Source organism: Rhodanobacter glycinis (genome assembly GCF_900114325.1).
In the GTDB taxonomy this organism is placed as follows: domain Bacteria; phylum Pseudomonadota; class Gammaproteobacteria; order Xanthomonadales; family Rhodanobacteraceae; genus Rhodanobacter_A; species Rhodanobacter_A glycinis.
In genome coordinates, this window is the sequence record NZ_FOSR01000002.1 from 144,435 (window position 1) to 166,128 (window position 21,694).

At 64.6% G+C, this 21,694-nt stretch carries 14 protein-coding genes; 7 read left to right on the plus strand and 7 right to left on the minus strand.

Features of this window, described 5'->3' with window-relative positions; translation table 11 throughout:
- Window positions 1-57 precede the first annotated feature (57 nt).
- From BMY90_RS03020 to BMY90_RS03030, 3 genes are all read left to right on the plus strand, one after another.
- Entirely contained in the window at window positions 58-2,841 is a 2,784-nt protein-coding gene (locus tag BMY90_RS03020) for a fimbria/pilus outer membrane usher protein (RefSeq protein WP_245734836.1), read from the plus strand.
- Complete coding sequence (locus BMY90_RS03025; RefSeq protein ID WP_092701365.1) at window positions 2,838-3,938, plus strand: fimbrial protein; 1,101 nt, start codon at window positions 2,838-2,840, stop codon at window positions 3,936-3,938. Before BMY90_RS03020 ends, BMY90_RS03025 begins: the two co-directional genes overlap by 4 nt.
- Before the next feature lie 391 nt (window positions 3,939-4,329).
- Complete coding sequence (locus BMY90_RS03030; RefSeq protein WP_139201671.1) at window positions 4,330-5,160, plus strand: fimbrial protein; 831 nt, start codon at window positions 4,330-4,332, stop codon at window positions 5,158-5,160.
- Window positions 5,161-5,186: 26 nt separating this feature from the next.
- Here the strand turns inward: BMY90_RS03030 and BMY90_RS16965 are convergent, their stop codons facing one another.
- Complete coding sequence (locus BMY90_RS16965; protein ID WP_139201672.1) at window positions 5,187-5,543, minus strand: hypothetical protein; 357 nt, start codon at window positions 5,541-5,543, stop codon at window positions 5,187-5,189.
- 448 nt (window positions 5,544-5,991) lie between these two features.
- Window positions 5,992-6,738, minus strand: coding sequence for an FAD-binding oxidoreductase (locus BMY90_RS03035; protein WP_092701371.1), 747 nt, complete (start codon window positions 6,736-6,738; stop codon window positions 5,992-5,994).
- A gap of 108 nt (window positions 6,739-6,846) precedes the next feature.
- Between BMY90_RS03035 and BMY90_RS03040 the strand changes: the two genes are divergently transcribed.
- The 3 genes from BMY90_RS03040 to dbpA all read left to right on the plus strand — a co-directional run bounded on the left by BMY90_RS03040 (window position 6,847) and on the right by dbpA (window position 10,110).
- Complete coding sequence (locus BMY90_RS03040; RefSeq protein ID WP_092701801.1) at window positions 6,847-7,809, plus strand: ABC transporter ATP-binding protein; 963 nt, start codon at window positions 6,847-6,849, stop codon at window positions 7,807-7,809.
- Complete coding sequence (locus BMY90_RS03045; protein ID WP_092701374.1) at window positions 7,806-8,582, plus strand: ABC transporter permease; 777 nt, start codon at window positions 7,806-7,808, stop codon at window positions 8,580-8,582. The genes BMY90_RS03040 and BMY90_RS03045 overlap by 4 nt, the downstream gene beginning before the upstream one ends.
- Window positions 8,583-8,730: 148 nt before the next feature.
- Window positions 8,731-10,110 (plus strand): ATP-dependent RNA helicase DbpA, encoded by a 1,380-nt coding sequence (gene dbpA / locus BMY90_RS03050; protein WP_092701377.1) that lies wholly within the window; start codon window positions 8,731-8,733, stop codon window positions 10,108-10,110.
- Between the two features lie 270 nt (window positions 10,111-10,380).
- Here the strand turns inward: dbpA and BMY90_RS03055 are convergent, their stop codons facing one another.
- The 3 genes from BMY90_RS03055 to BMY90_RS03065 form a co-directional block, all read right to left on the minus strand.
- Window positions 10,381-11,619 (minus strand): TIGR03862 family flavoprotein, encoded by a 1,239-nt coding sequence (locus BMY90_RS03055; protein WP_092701380.1) that lies wholly within the window; start codon window positions 11,617-11,619, stop codon window positions 10,381-10,383.
- A 142-nt stretch (window positions 11,620-11,761) separates the two neighbouring features.
- On the minus strand, window positions 11,762-14,029 hold the full coding sequence (locus BMY90_RS03060) for a protease pro-enzyme activation domain-containing protein (protein WP_175481480.1): 2,268 nt from the start codon (window positions 14,027-14,029) through the stop codon (window positions 11,762-11,764).
- 1,170 nt (window positions 14,030-15,199) lie between these two features.
- Complete coding sequence (locus tag BMY90_RS03065) at window positions 15,200-15,892, minus strand: ArsR/SmtB family transcription factor (protein ID WP_008214094.1); 693 nt, start codon at window positions 15,890-15,892, stop codon at window positions 15,200-15,202.
- Window positions 15,893-15,976: 84 nt separating this feature from the next.
- On the opposite strand from BMY90_RS03065, the gene BMY90_RS03070 reads away from it, so the two are divergent.
- On the plus strand, window positions 15,977-16,615 hold the full coding sequence (locus BMY90_RS03070) for a flavin reductase family protein (protein WP_008214097.1): 639 nt from the start codon (window positions 15,977-15,979) through the stop codon (window positions 16,613-16,615).
- 13 nt (window positions 16,616-16,628) lie between these two features.
- Here the strand turns inward: BMY90_RS03070 and hrpB are convergent, their stop codons facing one another.
- Window positions 16,629-19,241, minus strand: coding sequence for an ATP-dependent helicase HrpB (gene hrpB / locus BMY90_RS03075; protein ID WP_092701386.1), 2,613 nt, complete (start codon window positions 19,239-19,241; stop codon window positions 16,629-16,631).
- Window positions 19,242-19,357: 116 nt separating this feature from the next.
- Window positions 19,358-21,691 carry a type II secretion system secretin GspD gene (gene gspD / locus BMY90_RS03080; protein WP_425438639.1) on the minus strand — a complete coding sequence of 778 codons (2,334 nt, stop codon included), beginning with the start codon at window positions 21,689-21,691 and terminating at the stop codon, window positions 19,358-19,360.
- Window positions 21,692-21,694: the final 3 nt, after the last annotated feature.

The window sequence follows — 21,694 nt, forward strand, 5'->3', positions numbered from 1 at the left end:
AGGCATGCTACAGACCGGACGGCACCACCGCGCCGGCATGGAGCATGCCGGCAGGCGTTGCTGAGCGCGGCGATTGCGCTGGTGCTTGGCGGCTGGAGCATGATGGCCGCGGCAGGTGCCACGGCGGCGGGTGCTGCCGACGCGGCGCCGGTCGCCAGCCCCGCATCGTCCGGTGCCGACTCTGCCAGCAGCAGTGCGGACGCCGGCCCTGCCAACGGCAGCGATGCCGACGGCAGCACGACCTTTACGTTCGATCGCAGCCTTCTGGCTGGCGCCGGCGACAACACCAGCGACCTTGCCCGCTTCGAGCACGGCAACCCGGTGTTGCCCGGCTCGTACAATGTCGACATCTATCTCAACAATGGCTGGGTCGGCCGGCGCGATGTGCGTTTCGCATCGGCAACGCCCAATGCCAGCGCCACCCCATGCGTCGATCGCCAGCTGCTCGACCAGTTGGGGCTGCATCCGGCCAACCTGTCCGCCGAACTCGTCAAACAACTGGTGGATCCGGCCGCCTGCGTCAGCATGGGCAGCCTGATACCCGATGCGTCGATGAGTTTCGACATGGGCAACCTGCGGCTGGATACCAGCGTGCCGCAGGCCTACATGCAGCAACGTGCGCGCGGTTACGTCAGCCCGGAATACTGGGACGAGGGCGTGCCGGCGGCGTTGCTCAACTACAACTTCAACAGCTACCGCAGCAGCAGCCACGGGCAAACCCAGACAACGTCCTACCTGGGCCTGAATGCCGGCATCAACCTCGGTGCCTGGCACTTCCGCCAGGATTCCACGGTCAACTGGCAGTCCGCCACCAGCGGCACGCGTGCGCGCAAGCGCTGGCAGAACATCGACAGCTACGTGCGGCGCGACCTGCCGTCGCTGGGTGCGCAATTGACGCTGGGCGACAGCTATACCGATGGCCAGGTGTTCGACAGTTTCGGCATCCGCGGCGTGCAACTGGCCACCGATGACCGCATGCTGCCCGATTCGCTGCGCGGCTATGCGCCGGTGGTGCGCGGCGTGGCGAACACCAACGCCAAGGTCACCGTGAGCCAGAACGGCGTGCAGCTCTACCAGACCACGGTGGCCCCCGGCCCCTTCGTGATCAACGATCTGTATCCGACCGGCTACGGCGGCAACCTTGACGTGACCGTAACCGAAGCCGACGGTCACACGCATACGTTCTCGGTGCCGTATGCCTCGGTCGCGCAGCTGCTGCGCCCCGGCACCACGCGTTTCGACGTCGCCGTCGGCCAATTGCGCAATACCGCATTGCTGAGCCTGCCGAATGTGGTGCAGGCCACCGTGCAACACGGCTTCAACAACCTGCTGACAGGCTATGCCGGCATCGAAGGATCCCAGGGCTATGCCGCACTGCTGCTGGGCAGTGCCATCAATACGCGCTACGGCGCGTTCGCCCTCGACGTCACCCAGGCGCGCACGGCCACCCCGGGCTACGACAACTACAACGGGCACAGCATGCGCCTGAGCTACAGCAAGATCCTGCCGGACACGCAGACCTCGCTGACGGTCGCCGCCTACCGCTATTCCACCAGCGGCTTCCTGAGCCTGACCGATGCGGCACTGGCCCGCGACTACGCCCGCCGCGGACTGAATGCCTTCAGCTACACCGCTCCAACCGATGTCACCCTGATCGACGGCGTGCCGCTGCAAACCGGGCTGACACCGGCGCAACAGGCGGCGCTGGCCGGCCACAGCTACAACCCGATCATCAATCCGACCGGACTGCAGCGGCAACGCAATCGTTTCGACCTCACCATGAACCAGCGCCTCGGCATGCGTGGTGGCTCGCTGTACGCCAACGTGTCGGCCAGCGACTACTGGAACCGCACCGGCACCGACACGCAGTTCCAGGTGGGCTACAACAATTCTTTCCATCGGCTGAATTACGGCATCTCCGTCACCCGCACGCGCGACGTCTTCGGTCGCTACGACAACGAATACCTCGCCACCTTCAGCCTGCCGCTGGGCAACAGCGCGCACGCACCCAGCCTGATGCTCAACCTGACCCATGACCGCAACGGCGGCAACCAGGATCAGGCCATCCTGAACGGCTCGTTCGGTGCCGAGAACCAGTTCAACTACGGCGCCACCGTCGCGCACAACAGCGGCAATGACGCCGGCGGCAGCAGCGGCAGCGTCAACCTCGGCTACCGCAGCCCGTACGCCGTACTCAATGCCAGTGCCGGCAGCGGCAACGGTTATTCGCAGGCATCGTTCGGCCTAAGCGGTGCGATCGTGGCCCACCCCGGCGGCATCACCTTCGGCCAACCGATCGGCGATACCGTAGGCATTGTCTACGCGCCCGGTGCAGCCGGTGCGCGGCTGAACAATGCCACCGGCGCACGGATAGACCACTCCGGCTACGCCATCGTGCCCTATCTCACGCCCTACACCCTCAACACCATCGAGATCGATCCCAAGGGCCTGCCGCTGAACGTGCAAATGGACGCCACCAGCGCCCAGGTCGCACCGTACGCCGGCGCCGTAGTGATGCTGAAATTCAAGACCGAAACCGGCCGCACCCTGATCGTACGCGCACGCCTCGCCAACGGCGACGCGCTGCCGTTCGGCGCGCAGGTATTCAATGCCAAGGGAACACCGCTGGGAGTGGTTGGGCAGGCAGGGCAGGCCTTGCTGCGCGGCGTCCAGCAAACCGGCCAAGTCAGTGCGCGGTGGAATGATGAAAATGGCGTGGCACAAGCCTGTTCATTCACCTACGCGCTACCCAGGCACGACAAGGCCGCCTACCCGCAGATCCAGGCTACCTGTGTTGCGAGCAGCGCCACGCCATCATTGCCGAAAAAGAGCGGAACATGACTTCTACGCTGCTCACATCGCTGCCACGCCGCGGGCACCGCCACGCGGCAAGAGCCACGACTCCCACAGTCATCCGCTCGCAACCATGGCACGGCATCGGTTACAGGCCGTTGATGCTGTTGCTGCTGGCCTTGCTGCTGGCCCTGTCCGGCCGTGCCCATGCCGATTGCACCAGTACCAACAATCCCGGCTCTGTGACGTTCACGCCACCCGGTGGCAAAATCATGCTGTCGAACACCGGCGCGGCCATAGGCACCGTTGTGTGGACGTCAGGGCAAGCTACCCCTGCAAACTATCCCACCCTCGTCTGTGCGGGTACCACCAACAATGGCATCGTCAGTAGCTACGGCCCCCCCGTAGGCAGCGACGAAACGCTCTATCCGACCAATCTTTCATGGTTGTCCTTCCGAATCTTGCACCCGGACGCAAACACGCTCTTGTCGGCCTATCCGTACAACGCGTCCGTACCGCCCAACACAGCAGGCACGGCCTTCAGCGTTGCTTCCGCATTGCAACTGGTGATCACTGGCACCATCCCTTCAGGCCTGCAAGGCACCTCGCCACAATTGACTATCCCGGCAGGAAAGCTCGCCCAGTGGAATGTCGACATGACGAACGGCAGCAATCCCGTTGAAATCTTCTATGTCACCAACATCCAGTTTGTCATTCCCACCTGCACGACGGCGTTCGACCCCACGACAGTGACGCTTTCTGCGGTACGTGCCACAGCCCTTTCTGGTAGAGGCAGCACTGCCGGCCAGCAGTCGTTCCAGGTGCAATTGAATTGCGTCGCAGGTGCCAGGCTCCGTATCACCTTGAACGCAACCAACGGCAAGAACAAAGGCGTGATCTACAACAACAACGTCGGCGGCGCCAACAACAACCCCGGCGCGGGCTACGCGCGATATGTAGGCGTGCAGATCCTCCAAAGGGACGGCAGCACTCCTGTTACTTTCGGCAATCCAATTACCATCGGTGCCACGCAAACCGGTACCATGAACCTGCCCTTCTACGCGCAGTACTATCAGACGAGTAACAGCAACGTGACTATTGGTGACGTCAGTGCTACGGCCACCTACACGCTGAGCTACTACTGACCTGAAGCAGAATCACCGTGCGGTTGGAAGCGACCCTGCTTGCTGTCCAGCCTCGACTTTGCAGGGCACTGGATCCATTTGCAGGCACGCATTGCCAGATAACGCCCCTTCACCGATGTCGAAGAACACCATGACATACCGGCGACTGAACCACGCGTATCGCATCGTACGACAGTGCGCGGGAATGCTCGTGGCCTGCCTGGCCATGGTCACGGCATACCTGGTACTGGTCATCACACCCTCCGCCCAGGCCGCCGTCCCCCAGCTTGCCGCTGCCGCGGCCGTTGCACCGGCGTGTGTCGCGTCACCATCACCGGCCACTCTCAGCCTGGGATCCGTCACGGTTCCGGCAGGCACCGCCAACGGCGTGGTACTCGGTTCGCCGACTTCCGTGTCCGTGACGTTCAGTTGCACGGGAACGAATTTCTTCGACACGTTCAACATCCTGACGGGCAACCTGGCCGCACTCGACTCGTCCAACACCTCACCGGGAGGCGGCATCCTGTTTGCCAGCTCGCTGCCCGGCATCGACATCCAGCTTACCGCGACGCCCACTCAGGCCGGCAGCGGCAACAACGGACCCAATGGCACGCGCGGCTGGAACATGGGACAGGTCAACTGCTTTATCTTCTTTTGCAACACCGTCACGACCAACTTCACCGCACAACTGGTCAAAGTTGGTCCTGTCGCGCCCGGCACCACCAGCACGATCAATCTGCTGCAGTTTTTCGACACGAACTCGAATTTCACCGGCCCTTCCCCGGCCTTTGGCACCCTGGTGCTGAACCCGGTCACAGTGACCGCGGGCAGTTGCACGGTGTTCCCGTCGTCGAAGAATTTCTCCGTGCTGCTGCCCACCGTGAGTGCCAGCGCCTTGAACGGCACGGGTCAGCTCGCCGGTACCACGCCATTCAACGTCCAATACACCTGCAACCCCGGCAACTCTCTCTACATCACGCTGAACACGAACACACCGGGAACAGCGACAGGCGTGATCCTGCCACCCGCTTCCTGCACGACGGGTACGCCGGCAGCCAACGTGGGAGTGCGCCTGCTGCAAGGCAACTACCAGGCGGTGAACTTCGGCATCGCGCAATCGCTTGGCCCCTCGCCCAACGGCACGCTCACGGTTCCGTATTACGCGCAGTACTACGCCACCGGTTCGCCGGTCGGCGCCGGCCCGGTCTGTGCCACGGCCACCTTCACCATGTCCTACAACTGATCGCTACAGACACGCGTGTCCCGAACCTATTCGTAGGTCCGCGTAATCAGCATCGGTGCCGCGTCGGCTCGACTGGCGCTGACATAACCGTCAAAGTAATTCAGCACGCGATCCGGCTCGGCATGGGTCAGTCGCCTTGCGGTCACGATATAGGCCGACACGGATGATTCGACCGGACCATGGCCGGCGCAGTTTTGTCGATAGCGACGTTGCAGGCGAGCCGGAACTCGTGTGGATGCAATGACCTCTGCTGTCGTATTGCATGTCGGCACGACGACAGCGCCGCTGAACGTGATCCGTCCACCATCAGCCTCCGCCGGTCCTGCCGCAAGCAGGCCACACAGCAGACAGGCCGAAACCATCACGCGAACCGAGCCATTCATACTGCCTCCCGTCGTGCCCGAAAAACGAACGGGCGCCAAACGTGATAGCGGCAGTTGGCGGTGAAACTTCAGTGGCGAGCGGGATCACCCGTGGCCACGCAAAATCCTGTACCCCCTGCCACCATACCCCGGCCGCATCGTGCGGCGAGGCATTTGGACAGCGCTGTCATGCGCATGTCAGCGGGGATACTGCAGCGTGTGTCACGAAAACGTGAGGCACACGTGATGCGGCCTGAGGCGTCTTCGCGAACTGCTTATATTGTGATGAACATCACGTTTTAACCAAAGACCTGGCTCGCCTTGGCCAGCGCCAGCAACCGCGCACTGATGCTGTTCACACGAAGCATGCCGCATGGGCGGCTCAACGTTCGAGTGCGATCACCTGCGCTGCTCGCCAGGCACAAGGACAACGGTTTTCTCGGCAAAGCTGTCCCGGATGTGGCAACGATCACCGCGACGAGACGTACTTCTCGCGCCGAATCTGCTTCACCGGCAAACCGAACTCCTGCAGCGCGGTGAAGGCCGCGTCGACCATGTTCGGGTTGCCGCACAGGTAGGCGATGTCGCGGTCGGCGTGCGGTTGCAACTCGGCAAGGACGTTTTGCACGTGTCCGTTGCGATCATGCGGGCGCGGCACCGCGCGCGGCTGGCGGCTGAGGCAGCCGTGGAAGGTGAAGCCGGGGTGGCTTTGCGCGAAGGCTTCGAATTCCTCGCCGTAAAGCAGCTCGGTTTCGTTGCGGGCGCCGTACAGCAGCACCACTTCGCGACCGCCGGCGGCGAGCAGTTTCTCGAATCGCGGCAGCATGGCGCGATACGGCGTGACGCCGGTACCGGTGGCCATCAGCAGGTAGCGCGGGTGGGTGTCGGTGTCCTGCAGGCAGAAGCGGCCGTACGGGCCACTGGCATCAATGAGGCCGCTGATCGGCAGTTCACCCAGCAATTTGGTGGCCGCGCCACCCTCGACGTAGCTCACCGCGATCTCGACGCGCTGCACCGGCGAGCTGCCATCGCCCACGGTGCCCACCGAATAGCTGCGCTTGGTGGCGGTGCCGTCGTCGTAGTGGAAGTGGACCTGCAGGAACTGCCCGGGCACGAAGGCCAGCGGCTGCCCATCGGCGCGTTCGAACGAAAGATGGCGCACGGTGGGCGCCAGCATGTGGCTTTCGACGAGACGGAGCTGGAAATGGTCGGCCATGGGGGTCCTGATTAACGATGCGTACTGAAACAGTGTGTACTTCTGGCAGGGCCAGACGATGGAGGCTAGCTCGCTATAATAAGAGGCTCGCCCCGCTTGGTGCAGCCCATGTCCCCGCAACACCCCGAAACAGCCCCCGCCCTGGTGGTCGACAATCTGCGCAAGACCTACGGCAACGGCGTGGAAGCGCTCAAGGGCATCAGCCTTACCGTGCAGCAAGGCGACTTCTTCGCCCTGCTCGGCCCCAACGGCGCCGGCAAGTCCACCCTGATCGGCATTCTCTCCTCGCTGGTCAGCTCCACCGGTGGCGATGCGCGCATCTTCGGCATCTCGGTCAACCAGCAACGCAACGAGGCCATGAAGCTGATCGGCCTGGTGCCGCAGGAGATCAACTTCAACCAGTTCGAGAAGCCGTTCGACATCTGCGTGAACGAAGCCGGTTTCTACGGCATCCCACGCAAGATCGCCGCCGTGCGCGCGGAGAAGTACCTGAAGGAATTGCGCCTGTGGGACAAGGCGTATCACCAGGCGCGCGAGCTCTCCGGCGGCATGAAACGGCGCCTGATGATCGCCCGCGCGATGATGAACGAGCCGCGCCTGTTGATCCTGGACGAGCCCACTGCGGGCGTCGACATCGAGATCCGCCGTTCGATGTGGCATTTCGTCAGCGGCATCAACGCCGCCGGCACCACGGTCATCCTCACCACGCATTACCTGGAGGAAGCCGAGCAGTTGTGCCGCAACATCGCCATCATCGACCACGGCACCATCGTGGAAGACACCACGATGAAGCGCCTGCTGGCCAAGCTGGACGTGGAAACCTTCGTGCTGGATACCGCCGAACCCGTTTCCACCCCGCCCACCCTGGACGGCATCGCCCTGCGCCGCGTGGACGAACGCACGCTGGAAGCGGAGATAGCGCGCACGCATGACCTCAACTCGCTGTTCGCGGCGCTGTCCGCGCACGGCATCACGGTGACCTCGATGCGCAACAAGACCAACCGGCTGGAAGAACTGTTCGTGCGACTGGTCGAAGGTGGCCGCAATGGCGCGAAGGAGCAGGCCGCATGAGTAACCTGTCCGCCAACCTCGTCGCCTACCGCACCATCGCCCGGCGCGAGATCGTGCGCATCCTGCGCATCTGGACGCAAACGCTGATCCCGCCGGTGATCACCATCACGCTGTACTTCGTGATCTTCGGCAAGCTGATCGGTGGCCGCATCGGCACCATCGAAGGCTTCACCTACATGCAGTTCATCGTGCCCGGCATGGTCATGATGAGCGTGATCAACAACAGCTACATGAACATCTCCAGCTCGTTCTTCGGCGCCAAATTCCAGCGCTCGGTGGAAGAGATGCTGGTGGCGCCGATGTCGAACTGGGTGATCCTGGCCGGCTATGTCACCGGTGCAGTCGCGCGCGCGCTGGCGGTGGGCGTACTGGTGCTGGTGGTGGCGCTGTTCTTCACCAACCTGCACCTGGTGCACCCGCTGATCGCGCTGGTCTCGGTCACGCTGGGCGCCATCATCTTCGCGCTGGCCGGCTTCATCAACGCGATGTACGCGAAGAAATTCGACGACATCGCCCTAGTCCCCACCTTCATCATCACCCCGCTCACCTACCTCGGCGGCGTGTTCTATTCGATCAAGATGATGAGCGAGCCGTGGCAGACGATTTCACGCGCCAACCCGATCCTGTACATGGTCAACACCTTCCGCTTCGGCGTGCTCGGCATCAGCGACGTGTCCGTCGGCCCGGCCCTGCTGGTGATGGTGGGCTTCGTGATCGCGCTGGGCGTGCTGGCCGTGCACCTGCTGAAGCGTGGCGTGGGCCTGCGTTCCTAGCCACCTGTAGGAGCGCACCCTGTGCGCGAGTGCTTTGGCCTTGATCAACGCCAGAGCATTCGCGCACAGGGTGCGCTCCTACACGTGCCATACCGAGGCTTCACTGCGTTATCGAAACCGCCAGCAGCCGGACATGCGATCATGTCGCATGACCGCTTTCCAGACGCTTCCGCTCAAACCCGCGCTGCTCGCCAGCGTGGAAACCCTCGGCTACACCGGGATGACGCCGGTGCAGGCGCACAGCCTGCCGCCGCTGCTGGCCGGGCGCGACGTGATCGCCCAGGCGCAAACCGGCAGCGGCAAGACCGCCGCGTTCGGGCTGGGCCTGCTGCAGGCGCTGGACGCCGACACGATCCGGCTGCAGGCGCTGGTGCTGTGTCCGACCCGCGAACTGGCCGACCAGGTCAGCAAGGCGATCCGCAAGCTGGCCGCGAACATTCCCAACGTGAAGCTGCTGACCCTGTGCGGCGGCATGCCGCTGGGTCCGCAGCTGGCCTCGCTGGCGCATGACCCGCACATCGTGGTCGGCACGCCCGGTCGCGTGCAGGAACATCTGAAGCGCGGCAGCCTGCACGGCGGCGGCATCAAGGTGCTGGTGCTGGACGAAGCCGACCGCATGCTCGACATGGGTTTTTCCGACGCCATCGACGACATCGTGAGCCGCATCGCCAAGCATCATCAGACGCTGCTGTTCTCGGCTACGTATCCCGAAGCGATCCGCGCGGCCAGCAAGCGCCTGCAGAGCGATCCGGTGGAAGTCACCGTGGAAGCACCTGCCACTGCGGAAGCCGCGATCGAACAGCGCTTCATCGAAGTGGAACCGGCGCACAAGCTGGATGCACTGGCGCAACTGCTTGCCGGCGAACGCGGCCAGCAGACGCTGGTGTTCTGCAACATGCGCCGCGACGTGGATGCGGTAGCGCAGGAACTGGATCGCCGCGGCTTCTCTGCCCTGCCGCTGCATGGCGACATGGAACAGCGCGACCGCGACGAAGTGCTGGTGCGCTTCGCCAACCACAGTTGCGCCATCCTGGTGGCCACCGACGTGGCCGCGCGCGGGCTGGACATCGCCGCGCTGCCGCTGGTGCTGAGCTACGACATCGCGCATGACCCGGACACCCACACGCACCGCATCGGCCGCACCGGCCGTGCCGGACAGGCGGGTATGGCGATCACCTTGTGCACGCCGCGCGAGCGCCCCAAGGCCGCCAACATCGAGGAGATGCAAGGCGCCCCGTTGCCGTGGCGCCCGCTGAAGCTGGCGCCGCCACGCGGCAAGACGCTGAACCTGGCGCCGATGAAAACCGTGGTGATCGATGCCGGACGGCAGGACAAGCTGCGCCCCGGCGACATCCTCGGTGCCCTCACCGGCGACGCCGGCCTGGACGCGAAGGACATCGGCAAGATCGACGTGTTCGCCACCCGCGCCTACGTGGCGATCACCCGCGCGCTGGCGAACAAGGCGCTGGAACGCCTTCGCGCCGGCAAGATCAAGGGCCGCAACTTCCGCGTGCGCTCGCTGGACTGAGGCCCTCCAACAGCCTGCCAGCGACGTGTGGAGCCCGCTCGCAGGCGACGCTTCCGCTGTGGCGCACCTGGGGAAGATCTGATTTTGCTCGTCATCCCAGCGAAAGCTGGGATCCAGTGCCTGTAGGCCGTTGAATGCAAAGGCACTGGATGACCAGACATTCGTCTGTTGTAAAGCGCCTCCTGCTTCCGCAGGAATGACGAGCAAGAAGCCGATTGATCAGACCTTCCCCGGGAAAAGAAAACAAAAGCATCGCCCGCGAGCGGGCTCCTACCGTTGGCCAAGCCAGCGAGCGACACCCTCGCCGGCCAACCGCCCGCTGGCAAAACAGGCGGTGAGCAGGTAGCCGCCGGTGGGGGCTTCCCAATCGAGCATTTCGCCAGCGCAAAACACACCCGGGCGATCACGCAGCATCAGGTGTCCATCCAGCGCTTCCAGCCGCACGCCGCCGGCGGTGCTGATCGCCTCGGCCAGCGGGCGCGGCGCACGCAGGCGCAAGGGCAACGCCTTGATCCGCGCGGCGAGCGCCGTCGGGTCGGCCAGCACCGCCTTGTCCACCGCCTCGAACACCAGCGCGCATTTCACGGCGTCCAGCCCCGCACGGCGCCGCAGCCAATCGCCCAAGCTGTGCCGTCCGCGCGGCGCGGCCAGTCGCGCGGCCAGTTCCGGCTCGCTGCGCCCGGGAGCGAGATCCAGCTGCAGTCGGGCTTCGCCTTGCGCCATGACCTGCTCGCGCAGCGCCGCGCCGATGGCATAGATCAGGCTGCCTTCGATACCGTATTCGCTGAGCACGCATTCGCCCTGGCGCGAACGGGGCGTGCCATCGCGATCGATCCAGTGCGCCACCACGGCTTTCAATGGCGAGCCGGCGAAGCGGGTGCGCAAGTGCTCACTCCAGTTGATCTCGAAACCGCAGTTGGCCGGCTGCAGCGGTGCCAGATCCACGCCTGCCGCTTGCAGCACGGCGAACCAGCCACCGTCCGAACCCAGCTGCGGCCAGCTCGCACCGCCCAGTGCCAGCACCAGGGCATCGGCGTGCGCTATGCGCTCACCGGCGGGCGTGGCGAAACGCAGCGCGCCGTCGTCACGCCAGCCCAGCCAGCAATGGTGCATGTGAAAAACCACGCCCTGCGCATGCAGTCGTCGTACCCAGCCACGCAGCAGCGGGGCGGCCTTCAGGTCATGCGGGAACACGCGACCGGAACTGCCGGTGAAGGTTTCCACGCCCAGCTCGCGCGCCCAGGCACGCAGTTCGTCGGCGCCGAAGGCCTGCAGCCAGCGCGCAACGTCGCGGCGCCGCGCGCCATAACGCTCGACGAAGTGCCCGAGGGGTTCGCCATGGGTGAGGTTGAGGCCACCCTTGCCGGCGAGCAGGAATTTCCGCCCCGGCGAACCCATGCCATCGTAGAGATCGACGGCGAAACCGGCGGCGCGTGCGGTTTCGGCCGCCATCAGGCCGGCCGGCCCGCCACCGACGACCGCCACGCGCGCTGGATGTAACTGTGTCATCCGCACATGGTCGCATGCCGGGCCGGTTCCGGGTCGTGCTGGCGCATCTTGCCGAGCCGCATGATGCAAAAAGCCCGGCCATCGCTGGCCGGGCTTCCGTTGCGAAGCGACGACTGGCGCGCATTCCTGCGCGCCGATGTCATCAGAACGTCAGGCTCCAGTTGTTGAGCTTGCCGTAGTCACCGTAGTAGTACGGATCGTTGTCGATCACCTTCAGCTTCCAGGTGCCGTTGCCCTGCACCGACGACGCGTTCACCGTCCAGGTGGTGTTGATGTTGCCGTCATCGTTGTAGTCAGGCTGCTGCAGCACGGCACTGGCACCGTTCGGGGCATACAGCACGACCTCCAGGTCACCCGACCAGTTGTGGGTGATGTTGACGTGCACCTTCAGCGTGGACGGCGCCGCACCCGGCTCGCCGGTCACCTTGATGTTGCTGGTGATGGTGGCGTTGTCGGCAATCGTCTTGGCCGTGTTGTTGCTGAACACGCCACTCGGCGGCGGCGGGGTGCTGCCGCTGGACACGGTCACCGACTCGCTCTTGCTGTTGGTGTTGCCGAGGCCATCGGTCACCGTTTCGGTGACGTTGTAGGTGCCGGATGAAGCATAGGTGTGGCTCGGGTTGGCCGAGGTGGAGCTGCCACCGTCACCGAAATTCCACGAGTACGAGCTGATCGTGCTGCCCGTGTCCGAGGAGGCATCGGTGAAGCTCACGCTGAGACCATTCGCCGTGTAGGTGAAGTTGGCGGCCGGCGTGCTGCCACTCGGCGGCGGATTGCTGCCGCCGCCGGCGACATGGCCGACGAAATTGGCGATGTTGATCGAGCCGAAGCCGGTGCAGTAATCCCAGCCGGTCGCCGCGGTTTCGCCACTGTTGTTGCCCGAGGTGACGTCATGGAAGTCCGACGCATAGTTGCTGGCCGCATCGGAATAGATCAGCGGCGCGGCAAAGCCCAGCGAAGGATCGGCTGCCAGCGTACGAGCCCACACGCCGACGAACAGCGGCGAGGCGAGGCTGGTGCCGCCGATCTGCTGCGACTGGCCATCCACGATCACCGACGCACCGGATTCCGGGCTGGCGTCGAAGGCCACGTCAGGCAGGCCACGATACTGGCTGCCCGAGTTCTGGCCCACGTTCTTCTGCCAGCTCGGCTGCGCCTCGAAGGTGCTGGGGCTGCCGCCGGTGGCGCCTTCGTTCGAGCTCAGGTTGTTCCACACCGTCTCGTTGGTCCAGGTGGTGCCCGAGGTGTACAGCTCGGTACCGCCCACCGACACCACGTACTGCGAGTCGGCCGGCCAGCTCGGGGTGACGCCGCCGTCGCCGCATTCGTCGGCACCGCTGTCGCCCGACGAGATCGAGAAGGTCTGGCCCTGCGCATCGGCCTGCTCGAAGACGTTGTCGCCCGTCGCTACACCATTCGTTTCCGAGCCGGTTTCGCAACCGCCGATGGAGACGTTGATGATGCGCACCACGTTGTCGGTCACGGCCTTGTTGAAGTCATCAACCAGTGGCTGGGTGTTCATGCTCGACGTTGCATACAGGTAGAACGCCTTGACGCCACCCGAGATGCCGGCGATGTCCTGGGTGTCCAGGTCCCACTCGCCGTCGCCACTGGTATCGCTGCTGCCACCATCCACCGTCACCACGTTCACCGGGATATTGCCCAGGCTCGGGTTCTGGCTGAGGAACGAGCTGAAGTCGCTCTTCACGTTGGTCATGCTGCCTTCGGTGATCACGCCGACATTGATGGTCGAACCCGTCGCCGTGTTGCCGGCGTTGTAGATCGACGCGAAATCGGTCGGGTTGTGCCCGGTGGCGGAGCCGCTGGCATCGGTATGCACCGGCTTCAACACGTGGAAGGTGTGCACGTTCTGCAGACCCAGTACTTCCAGCACCGTCCCCTGCAACGATGCGGGGATCTTCACGGCGCTGGACGTGGCATAGGCGTCGCGACCGTCATGCGTGTGCACATGCACGAACGAGGTGTGGAACGCGTTGGCGGCCGTAGCCGCATGGCCACTGGCGGTCACCAACTGGCGGTTCGGTGCGATATGCACGTTCGTGAAGCCTTGCTGCTTCAGGAAGTTGGCCACGGCCTGCGCCTGAGCCTTGGTCGGCGAATACATCGCACGGAACTGGGCAGGGGTCAGGTTCGGGTGGTGCGGGTTGGCAACGAACGCGTCGAGCTGGGCCTTGTTGCGCAGCTTCAGCGAGACGGTCACGTTCATCGGCTTGCTCTGGTCGAGCAGGCCAAGCACCTTGTCACCCGTGCGCAGCTTGGTGGCCTGGCGAACGATGTGCAGCGACACATTGTTCGTCGCGACGCTGCTGGTGGGTGCCGCGCAGAGGGTGGCCGCAGCCGCCATGCCGATGGCCGCAGCCAGCGTCTTGATACGGAAATGATTCGACATTTGTAACTCCCCAACAAATTCGGGGCGAGCGGACCTTACGCGGCCGCAAAGACCCCGTGGCAATAACATGCCGTGCTCACGCACGGCTCCATGTAGCAAGTGCCAAGCAGATTCCCTGGACGCCCGAAACCACCATTCCCCCCGACCACCTTGGAATGGACAGTACGTAGGCCTGGCCCAAGCAGCGTTGACCCCCCGATCAATGCGCCGCTGCGGAATCATCCACCGGTCGATCCCCTCAGTGGATCAATTGAAAATAGATCCGCAAAAAGACATCGTCAATTACGTCTTTGAATTAGAGTGACAGCGATCACAGACCGATTTTTTTCATTCAAATGAACGGAGGCACAATAATCGATCCAAATTATCCATTTTCGTAATATATTTCGATGCTCACGTCATTCTTCCGACCTTATCGAACAGGCAGTAATCACGCTACGATAGCATCGTGCAATAAGTTGTTTTTACTGCAGTTATAGTAAATACATGCGCACGCAAAAGGTGCCTTGGCGGACGGTCAAAACGCCGCTTTGTGAATGCTTTCTTTCGCCTGGCTTGCCAAATGAATCGCAATATAAATCGATACCTGTGCTGACAACCGCCAAAACTACGAAGTACACGAAACAAGACACAATCATCTCGAAAGCCTCGTGCAAGCCTCGGATTAAAAACATCCGACTTTCAAACACATAATGGAATCTCGAATAACTCCATTTTCCGGTCATTCCCGCGGGACGCTTTTCAACCACCGGAGGGCTGGTCAAGCAGGGGTTTCAACAGACGAACATCTGTCGAAAAGCGCCTCCCGCTTACGCAGGAATGACGAACATAAAACGGTTTGTTCAGAGCTCCCCCAAACCTGATAGGCAACGAGGTCCAGCCGATACCTCACCGTTCACCCTGAGCGTAGGCCCGTAGGGCCGGAGTCGACGGGTGATCGCCTGCAGGCGCTTCGACTTCCTCGCTCCTCAAAGCCGTAGCCATCCATGGCTACTCTCCGCGTACGCTTGTCAACGCAAGCTACGCTCAGCGCGAACGGTCTTTTTTAGCCGAGCTTCGTCGCCAATCAGGTTTCGAGATGCCAGAAGCGGCAGGCTGGCGCACACCACTTGCCATGCGCTGATGGCCCCGGCAAAACGGCATGGGCATGCGATGGCTTGGAACGCGTCCTCAGTCCAGCCGCACACCCAGTGTGGCCAGTCGCCGCAATCCGTCGGCACTGGGCAACAGGGCACGACCACGTTCGGCGCGCCGCAGCCAGCCCAGATCAAGCATGGATGCGGTAAGTGCCACGCCGAGTGGGCCACCGACGTGCAGGCGGCGTTCGGTCCAGTCCAGGCAGCTGCGGCCGCGCAGTTGCGGCAGGCGGCGGGCGACTGGCTCGGGCCAACCGGCCTGGCACAACGCCTCGACTGCGGGCTGCGACAGCTGCAAGCCATCGGCGCTGGAGTGCAGCCAGCCGCGGCCAAGCCATGCGTCGCACAACGCCACGCCGAGTGCACCGGCGAGATGGCGATAGCAGGTCCGCGCGCGGCACATCGCGGCATCGGCGGAGGCTGGACGCAGGGGACGCGCAATCTGCGGCAGCGCCATCGCTTCCAGCCACGCGGCTACTTCATCGCCGGCCAGGCGGTAATACCGGTGCCTCCCCTGCGCATGCACGCCGAGCAGACCGCCATCGAGCAGGCGCTTGAGATGGGCACTGGCGGTGGCCGCGCCCACACTGGCGGCACGCGCCAGCTCGCCGGCCGGACGCGCACGCCCATCCATCAGCGCCAGCAGCATGGCCGCACGCGCCGGCTCGGCCAGCAACGCGCCGAGTTCGGCCAACTGGTAACGATTGAGCGAGGCAGCTTCCGTCATGCGCAACAGTCTAGCCCCGCGCGTGCGCGTGCCGTTTCGTTATGCAGCGAAACATCAAATGCAGCCGATCGCGACACTGGATGCATGGACATCCGCCACATCCCCGACACTCTCGTAATCCAGCCGTCGATCCTCTACTTCGGCACGCCGATACTGCTGATCACCACGCGCAATCCGGATGGCTCGACCAACATCACGCCGATGTCCTCAGCCTGGGCACTGGCAGACCACGTGGTGATTGGTCTGGCCGACGGCGGACAAGGACTCGCCAACCTGCTGCGCGAGCGCGAGTGCGTATTGAACGTGGCCGGGAAAGACATGCATGCTGCGGTCGAGCGGTTGGCACCCACCAGTGGCCGCAACCCCGTGCCGGCATGGAAGAAGGCCACCGGCTATCGCCACGCAGCGGACAAGTTCGCGTTGGCGGGTTGGCATGCGGTGCCGTCGCTGGACGTGGCGCCGCCGCGTATTGCCGAGGCGCCGCTACAACTCGAGGCGCGCCTGCATCGCGCCACGCCACAGTCGATTCCTGCATGGCACGACAATGCCGGCGGCTATGTCACGCTGAAGCTGGAAATCCGCCGCGTGCATGCCCACGCCAACATCGTGATTCCCGGTACCTCGCATATCGACACCCGCCGTTACCAGCCACTGTTCTACGTGTTTCGTCACTACTTCGGTCGCGGTGCCGAGCTCGGTCGCACGTTCAAGGCCGAAGCCTGAAGCCGGCGCGTGATCAGGTACCACGCGGCTTGGCGCGATGGGTGGGCACGGCCGTCCACGGATCATCCGGCCAGGGATGCTTCGGGTAGCGCCCCTTCAGCTCCTTCTTCACTTCCGGATAGGTGCGCTCCCAGAAGCCCTTGAGGTCCTGCGTGACCTGGATCGGCCGCCGCGCCGGCGACAGCAGGTGCAAGGTCACCGGAATGCGACCGCCGCCGACACGCGGCGTATCGGCCAGGCCGAACAGTTCCTGCAACTTCACCGCCAGCACCGGTGGCTCGCCCGGCACGTAGTCCAGCGAACGTGTCTGCCCGCTGGGGACACGCAGGCTGTCCGGCGCTTGCGCATCCAGCAGGCGACGCTGCTCGTGATCGAACAGGCTGGCCAGCGCCTGCGTCAGTTCCTCCCCGTCCAGCGCATCCAGCCGACGCTTGCCGTGCAGGTAGGGCGCCAGCCAGTGATCGAGCGTGGCCAGCAGCGCGGCGTCGGAGACATCGGGCAGATCCGTCTCGGGCATCCATGTACGCAAGGCCTGCATGCGCAGGCGCAAACGCCGCGCGTGCTCGCTCCACGGCAACACATCGAGTCCCTTGCTGCGGATCGCCGACAGCATCGCGGGCAAGGCATCTTCCGGCCGCACCGGGACGCTGTGGCGCGCCAGCACGATCGCGCCGAAACGGCGTTCCTCGAACGCTTCCACCGCATCGCGCGCGTCGTTCCAGCGCAGCGTGCGTGCACTAACGAAGCGTTGCGCGAAGTCCCGCTCCAGCGCGCGCGAGTCGAGCGGCGCAGCAGCCAGGATCAGGCTGTCGCGCGCTTCGAAGCGCAGGTCCAGCGCCACCAGCCACGGCTCGCCGAGCAAGGCGGTTTGTTCGTGCAGGCGCGCGCCGCGGCCGTTGGCCAGCGTGTAGCGCAACGGATTGGCTTCGTCGCGATGCGCGATGCGATCGGGAAACGCGTGCGACAGCAGGTCACCGACGGCATGGCTGTCCGGCACGCCACTGGCGGCGCTGCGCACGTCCAGGCGTCGACGCCAGCCTTTCGCCGCCTGCTCGATCGCAGCCAGCGCGCCGCTGTCGGCCGCATGGCCGCGGGCACCGGCAGCGCAACGATCACGCCAGGCATGCAAGGCGGCGACGCGAACCCGGAAATCGTCGCTGCGCGCCTGCTCGCCACGCAACGGCGAGCGCGCGTCCATCAGCGCCAGCAGGTCGGCAATCAGCGCGCGATGTTCGAGTGGCGCACGCAACGCAGCGGCCGCGAGCCGCGGGGCGGTGCCCAACGCGAGCATGCCCCGACCCAGTGTACTGATGCGCTGGTCCGCATCCAGCGCGCCGAGTGCACGAAGCAGCTCGCGCGCTTGCGCCATTGCGCCGCCAGGCGGTGGATCGAGCCATGGCAATTCGGCACTTCCCCAGGCCGCCAGTTCCAGCGCCAGGCCGGACAGTTCCGCCTGCATGATTTCCGCCGTGCGCGAAGCATCCAGTCGCCGACTCTGCGGCCACAGTCGGTACGCCGTGCCTTCCGCCACGCGACCGGCGCGACCGGCGCGCTGGTCGGCCGAAGCCTGCGAGATGTGCACCGTCTCCAGCCGGGTGAAGCCGGAATTCGGATCAAAGCGCGGCTCGCGTGCCAGGCTGCTGTCGATGACGGCGCGGATACCCGGCAAGGTGACGCTGGATTCGGCCACGTTGGTGGCCAGCACGATGCGCCGCGTACCCGGATCGGCGGGTGACAGTGCGAGTTGCTGATCAGCCAGCGAGAGTTCGCCGTGCAACGGCACGATGTCGAGATGTTCTTCCCTCTCCCCTCGGGAGAGGGATCGAGGGTGAGGGTTCGGCGAAGCTTCGACGTCACGCTCCGCCCGTACCCTCTCCCGGCCTCCGGCCACCCTCTCCCGGAGGGAGAGGGTTTCTTCAAGCACCGCCTGCGCACGCGCAATCTCGCGGCGCCCCGGCAGGAACACCAGCACATCGCCATCGTTCTCGGCCAGGGCCTGCTTCACCACGCGGGCGACCTGGTGTTCCAGGCTTTCCTGCGTGCGTGCCGGCGGATGCTCGATGCGGACCGGGAAGCTGCGCCCCGGGCTGGTGATACGTGGCGCATCCAGCCACTGCGCGATGCGCTCGCCGTCCAGCGTGGCGGACATCACCAGCAGGCGCAGGTCCGGGCGCAACGTGGCCTGCACGTCCAGCGCCAACGCGGCGCCAAGATCACCGGCCAGGTGACGCTCGTGGAATTCGTCGAACAGGATCGCGCCGATGCCGGTCAGCTCGGGATCATCCTGGATCAGCCGGGTGAGGATGCCTTCGGTGACCACCTCGATGCGAGTGGCCGCACTCACTTTCGATTCGAAGCGGATGCGATAACCAACGGTCTGTCCCGCCTCTTCGCCCAACTGGCGCGCCATGAACTGCGCCGCGGCACGGGCGGCGATGCGCCGTGGCTCCAGCACCACGATCTTGCGCCCCGCCAGCCACTCGGCATCGAGCAAGGCCAGCGGCACCTGGGTGGTCTTGCCGGCGCCGGGTGGCGCTTCCAGCACCAGCCGCGGATTGGCCGCAAGTGAGGCGCGGATTTCCGGCAGCAGTGGGGTAATCGGAAAAATGGGTGTGGAGCGTGTCATGTGCTCGCATGATAGCGGCACCTGCGAGAGGGGTCAGAGGTAGGAGCGCACCCTGTGCGCGATGGCTCTTGAAAGCATCGCGCACAGGGTGCGCTCCTACAGGCAAAGCGGCTGGCTCAATGCACCGGCATGGTCTGCGCCGCGTCCTTCGCCCTGGCCGCACGCAACGGTGCCAGCGATTCGAACTCGCGCTGGTAATCGTCGGTGATCTCGCGTGCCTCGCTGCTGTTGCGGATCACCCGCGGCGTGATCAGCACGATCAGCTCGGTGCGCTTGCGGGTCCGGTTGGTGGAGCCGAACAGCCGCCCCAGCACCGGGATGCGGTTCAGCCCGGGAATGCCGGTGTCGTTGGTGTCATTGTTCTGTTCGATCAAACCACCCAGCAACACCGTCTGGCCACTCTGCACCGCCACCTGGGTACCGATCGCGCGCTGCGAAATGGTGTAGTTGCCCTGCGCATTCTGGGCACCCGGCGTACTCACCTGCTGCTGCACGTTCAAGTACACCAAGCCACCCGGATTCACCCGCGGCTGCACGTTCAGGATCACGCCCGTATCCATGTACTGCACCTGGCTCGCGGTCGTGGTGGCATCACCGCCCAATCCAACCAACGAGGTTTCGTTGATCGGAATCTGGTCGCCCACCTGGATGTGCGCTACCTGATTGTTCAGCACCACCAGCGAGGGCGCAGACAAGGTCTTGGTGTTGTCGTTGCTTTCCATCGCATTGACCGCCACCTGCATCTTGCTGTTGAGGAACGAATAGAAGAATGGCTGGCCGGTAAATGCATTGCCGCCGGCACCCAAACCGATCTGGCGGTGCCGGTAAGGCTGCCCGGGCTTGAAATTGGAGCTGCCCGGCGTGCCCGTGCTGCCAGTCAAGCCTTCCAGATACCACTGCACGCCGAACTGGAATTGTCCTTGCAGCGTCACTTCCAGGATGCGCGTCTCGATCTGCACTTGCAGCGGCACGTTGTCGAGCTTCTTGATCGCCTCCTCGATCTCGGCCCATTGCGAGGGCCGCGCGCGCACCAGCAATTGGTTGTTGCTGTCCACCGAGCTGATCTTGATGCTGCCGTCGGACGAGGCGTACTGCTGGTCACTGCTGCCGCTGCCACCATTGCCCATCGCGGGCATGCCGCCACTCATGCCACCGCCGGCACCGCCCCCGAAACTGCTACCCGAACCGCCGGTGCGGCCACCCAGGCCACTGCCGCCCTCCGCCGACGAACCGCCAAAACCGCCTGACGTGGTGGAGCTGCCGAAGCTGCCCGCGCTGCTGCCCATGCCGCTGGCCGAGCCATTCGCATTGTTGCCCAGGCCAAGCGAACCGGACGCCAACCCGGGGCCCACCTTGCCACCGTTGTCGCCACCACCACCGCCGCTGTTGGTGTAGATCTGCGCCAGGTACTTGGCCAGGTCCGAGGCCTTGATGTTGCGCACGTCATACACATACAGCTGCGGCTGGTTGCCGCCGCCCTGGTCGATCTTGGTGATCCACTGGCCGACCTCGTTGACGTAGTTCGGCTGCGTGCTGATCACCACCAGCGCATTGGTGCGCTTGATCGGGATGAAGCGCAGCATGCCGGCCAGCGGCGTGTCACCCTTCGGACCGAACATCTTGTCCAGCTGCGGCATCACCTCGTCCACGCCGGCATGCTGCAGGTTGAACACGCCCACCGACATGCCGCGCAGCCAGTCCACGTCGAAGGTGCGGATGGTGCGCGCATAGTTGTCCAGCTCATCGGGCGTACCGGACAACACGATCAGGTTGCGCGCCGGATCGGCCAGCAGGATCGAGCTTGGTCGCGCAAACGGCTTCAGCAGTTTCTGCATCTCGGTCGCCGAGATGTAGTGCAGCGGAAACAGCCGCGCCTGCAGGCCGGCCATCGGCGCAGGCGCACCCAGGCTGGGCACCAGGTTGCCGGCGGTGGCGTCCTTCTCCGGCATCACCACGTAGCCGCCGTCGCGGCGCACCAGCGCGTTGTTGGTCCACGACAGCAGCGTTTCCAGAATCGGCAGCGCCTGGCTGGACTCCACCGGTTCGGAGGTGGAGAACGAGATGTTGCCCTGCACGCCCGGCACGATGGTGTAGTTCTGCTTGAGCAGATCGCCGAGGATCGCCTTCACCACCGCCTGCACCGGCTGGTTCTCGAAGTTGAAAGTAACCGCACCGCTGCCACTGGCCGCCTTGCGCGGATGCGCCAGCGCGGTGGGACGGATGAACCGGCCGCTGCCGCGGCTGATCTGCGGCGCAGGCGCCGCCCCCGAGGTTGGTGGATTGTGATCCAGCGGCAACGGTGCCGGCGGCGGCAGCTCGGTGCCGGCCATGGCCTCGCGCTGCAGCGCACCGTCGTCATGAGGCCGGGGCATGCTGGCACAGCCGGCAAGCAGGACAGCCAGCGCGACGGCGCCGACACGAAGAAGCGGATGCATGGACGTGCGAGGCATGAA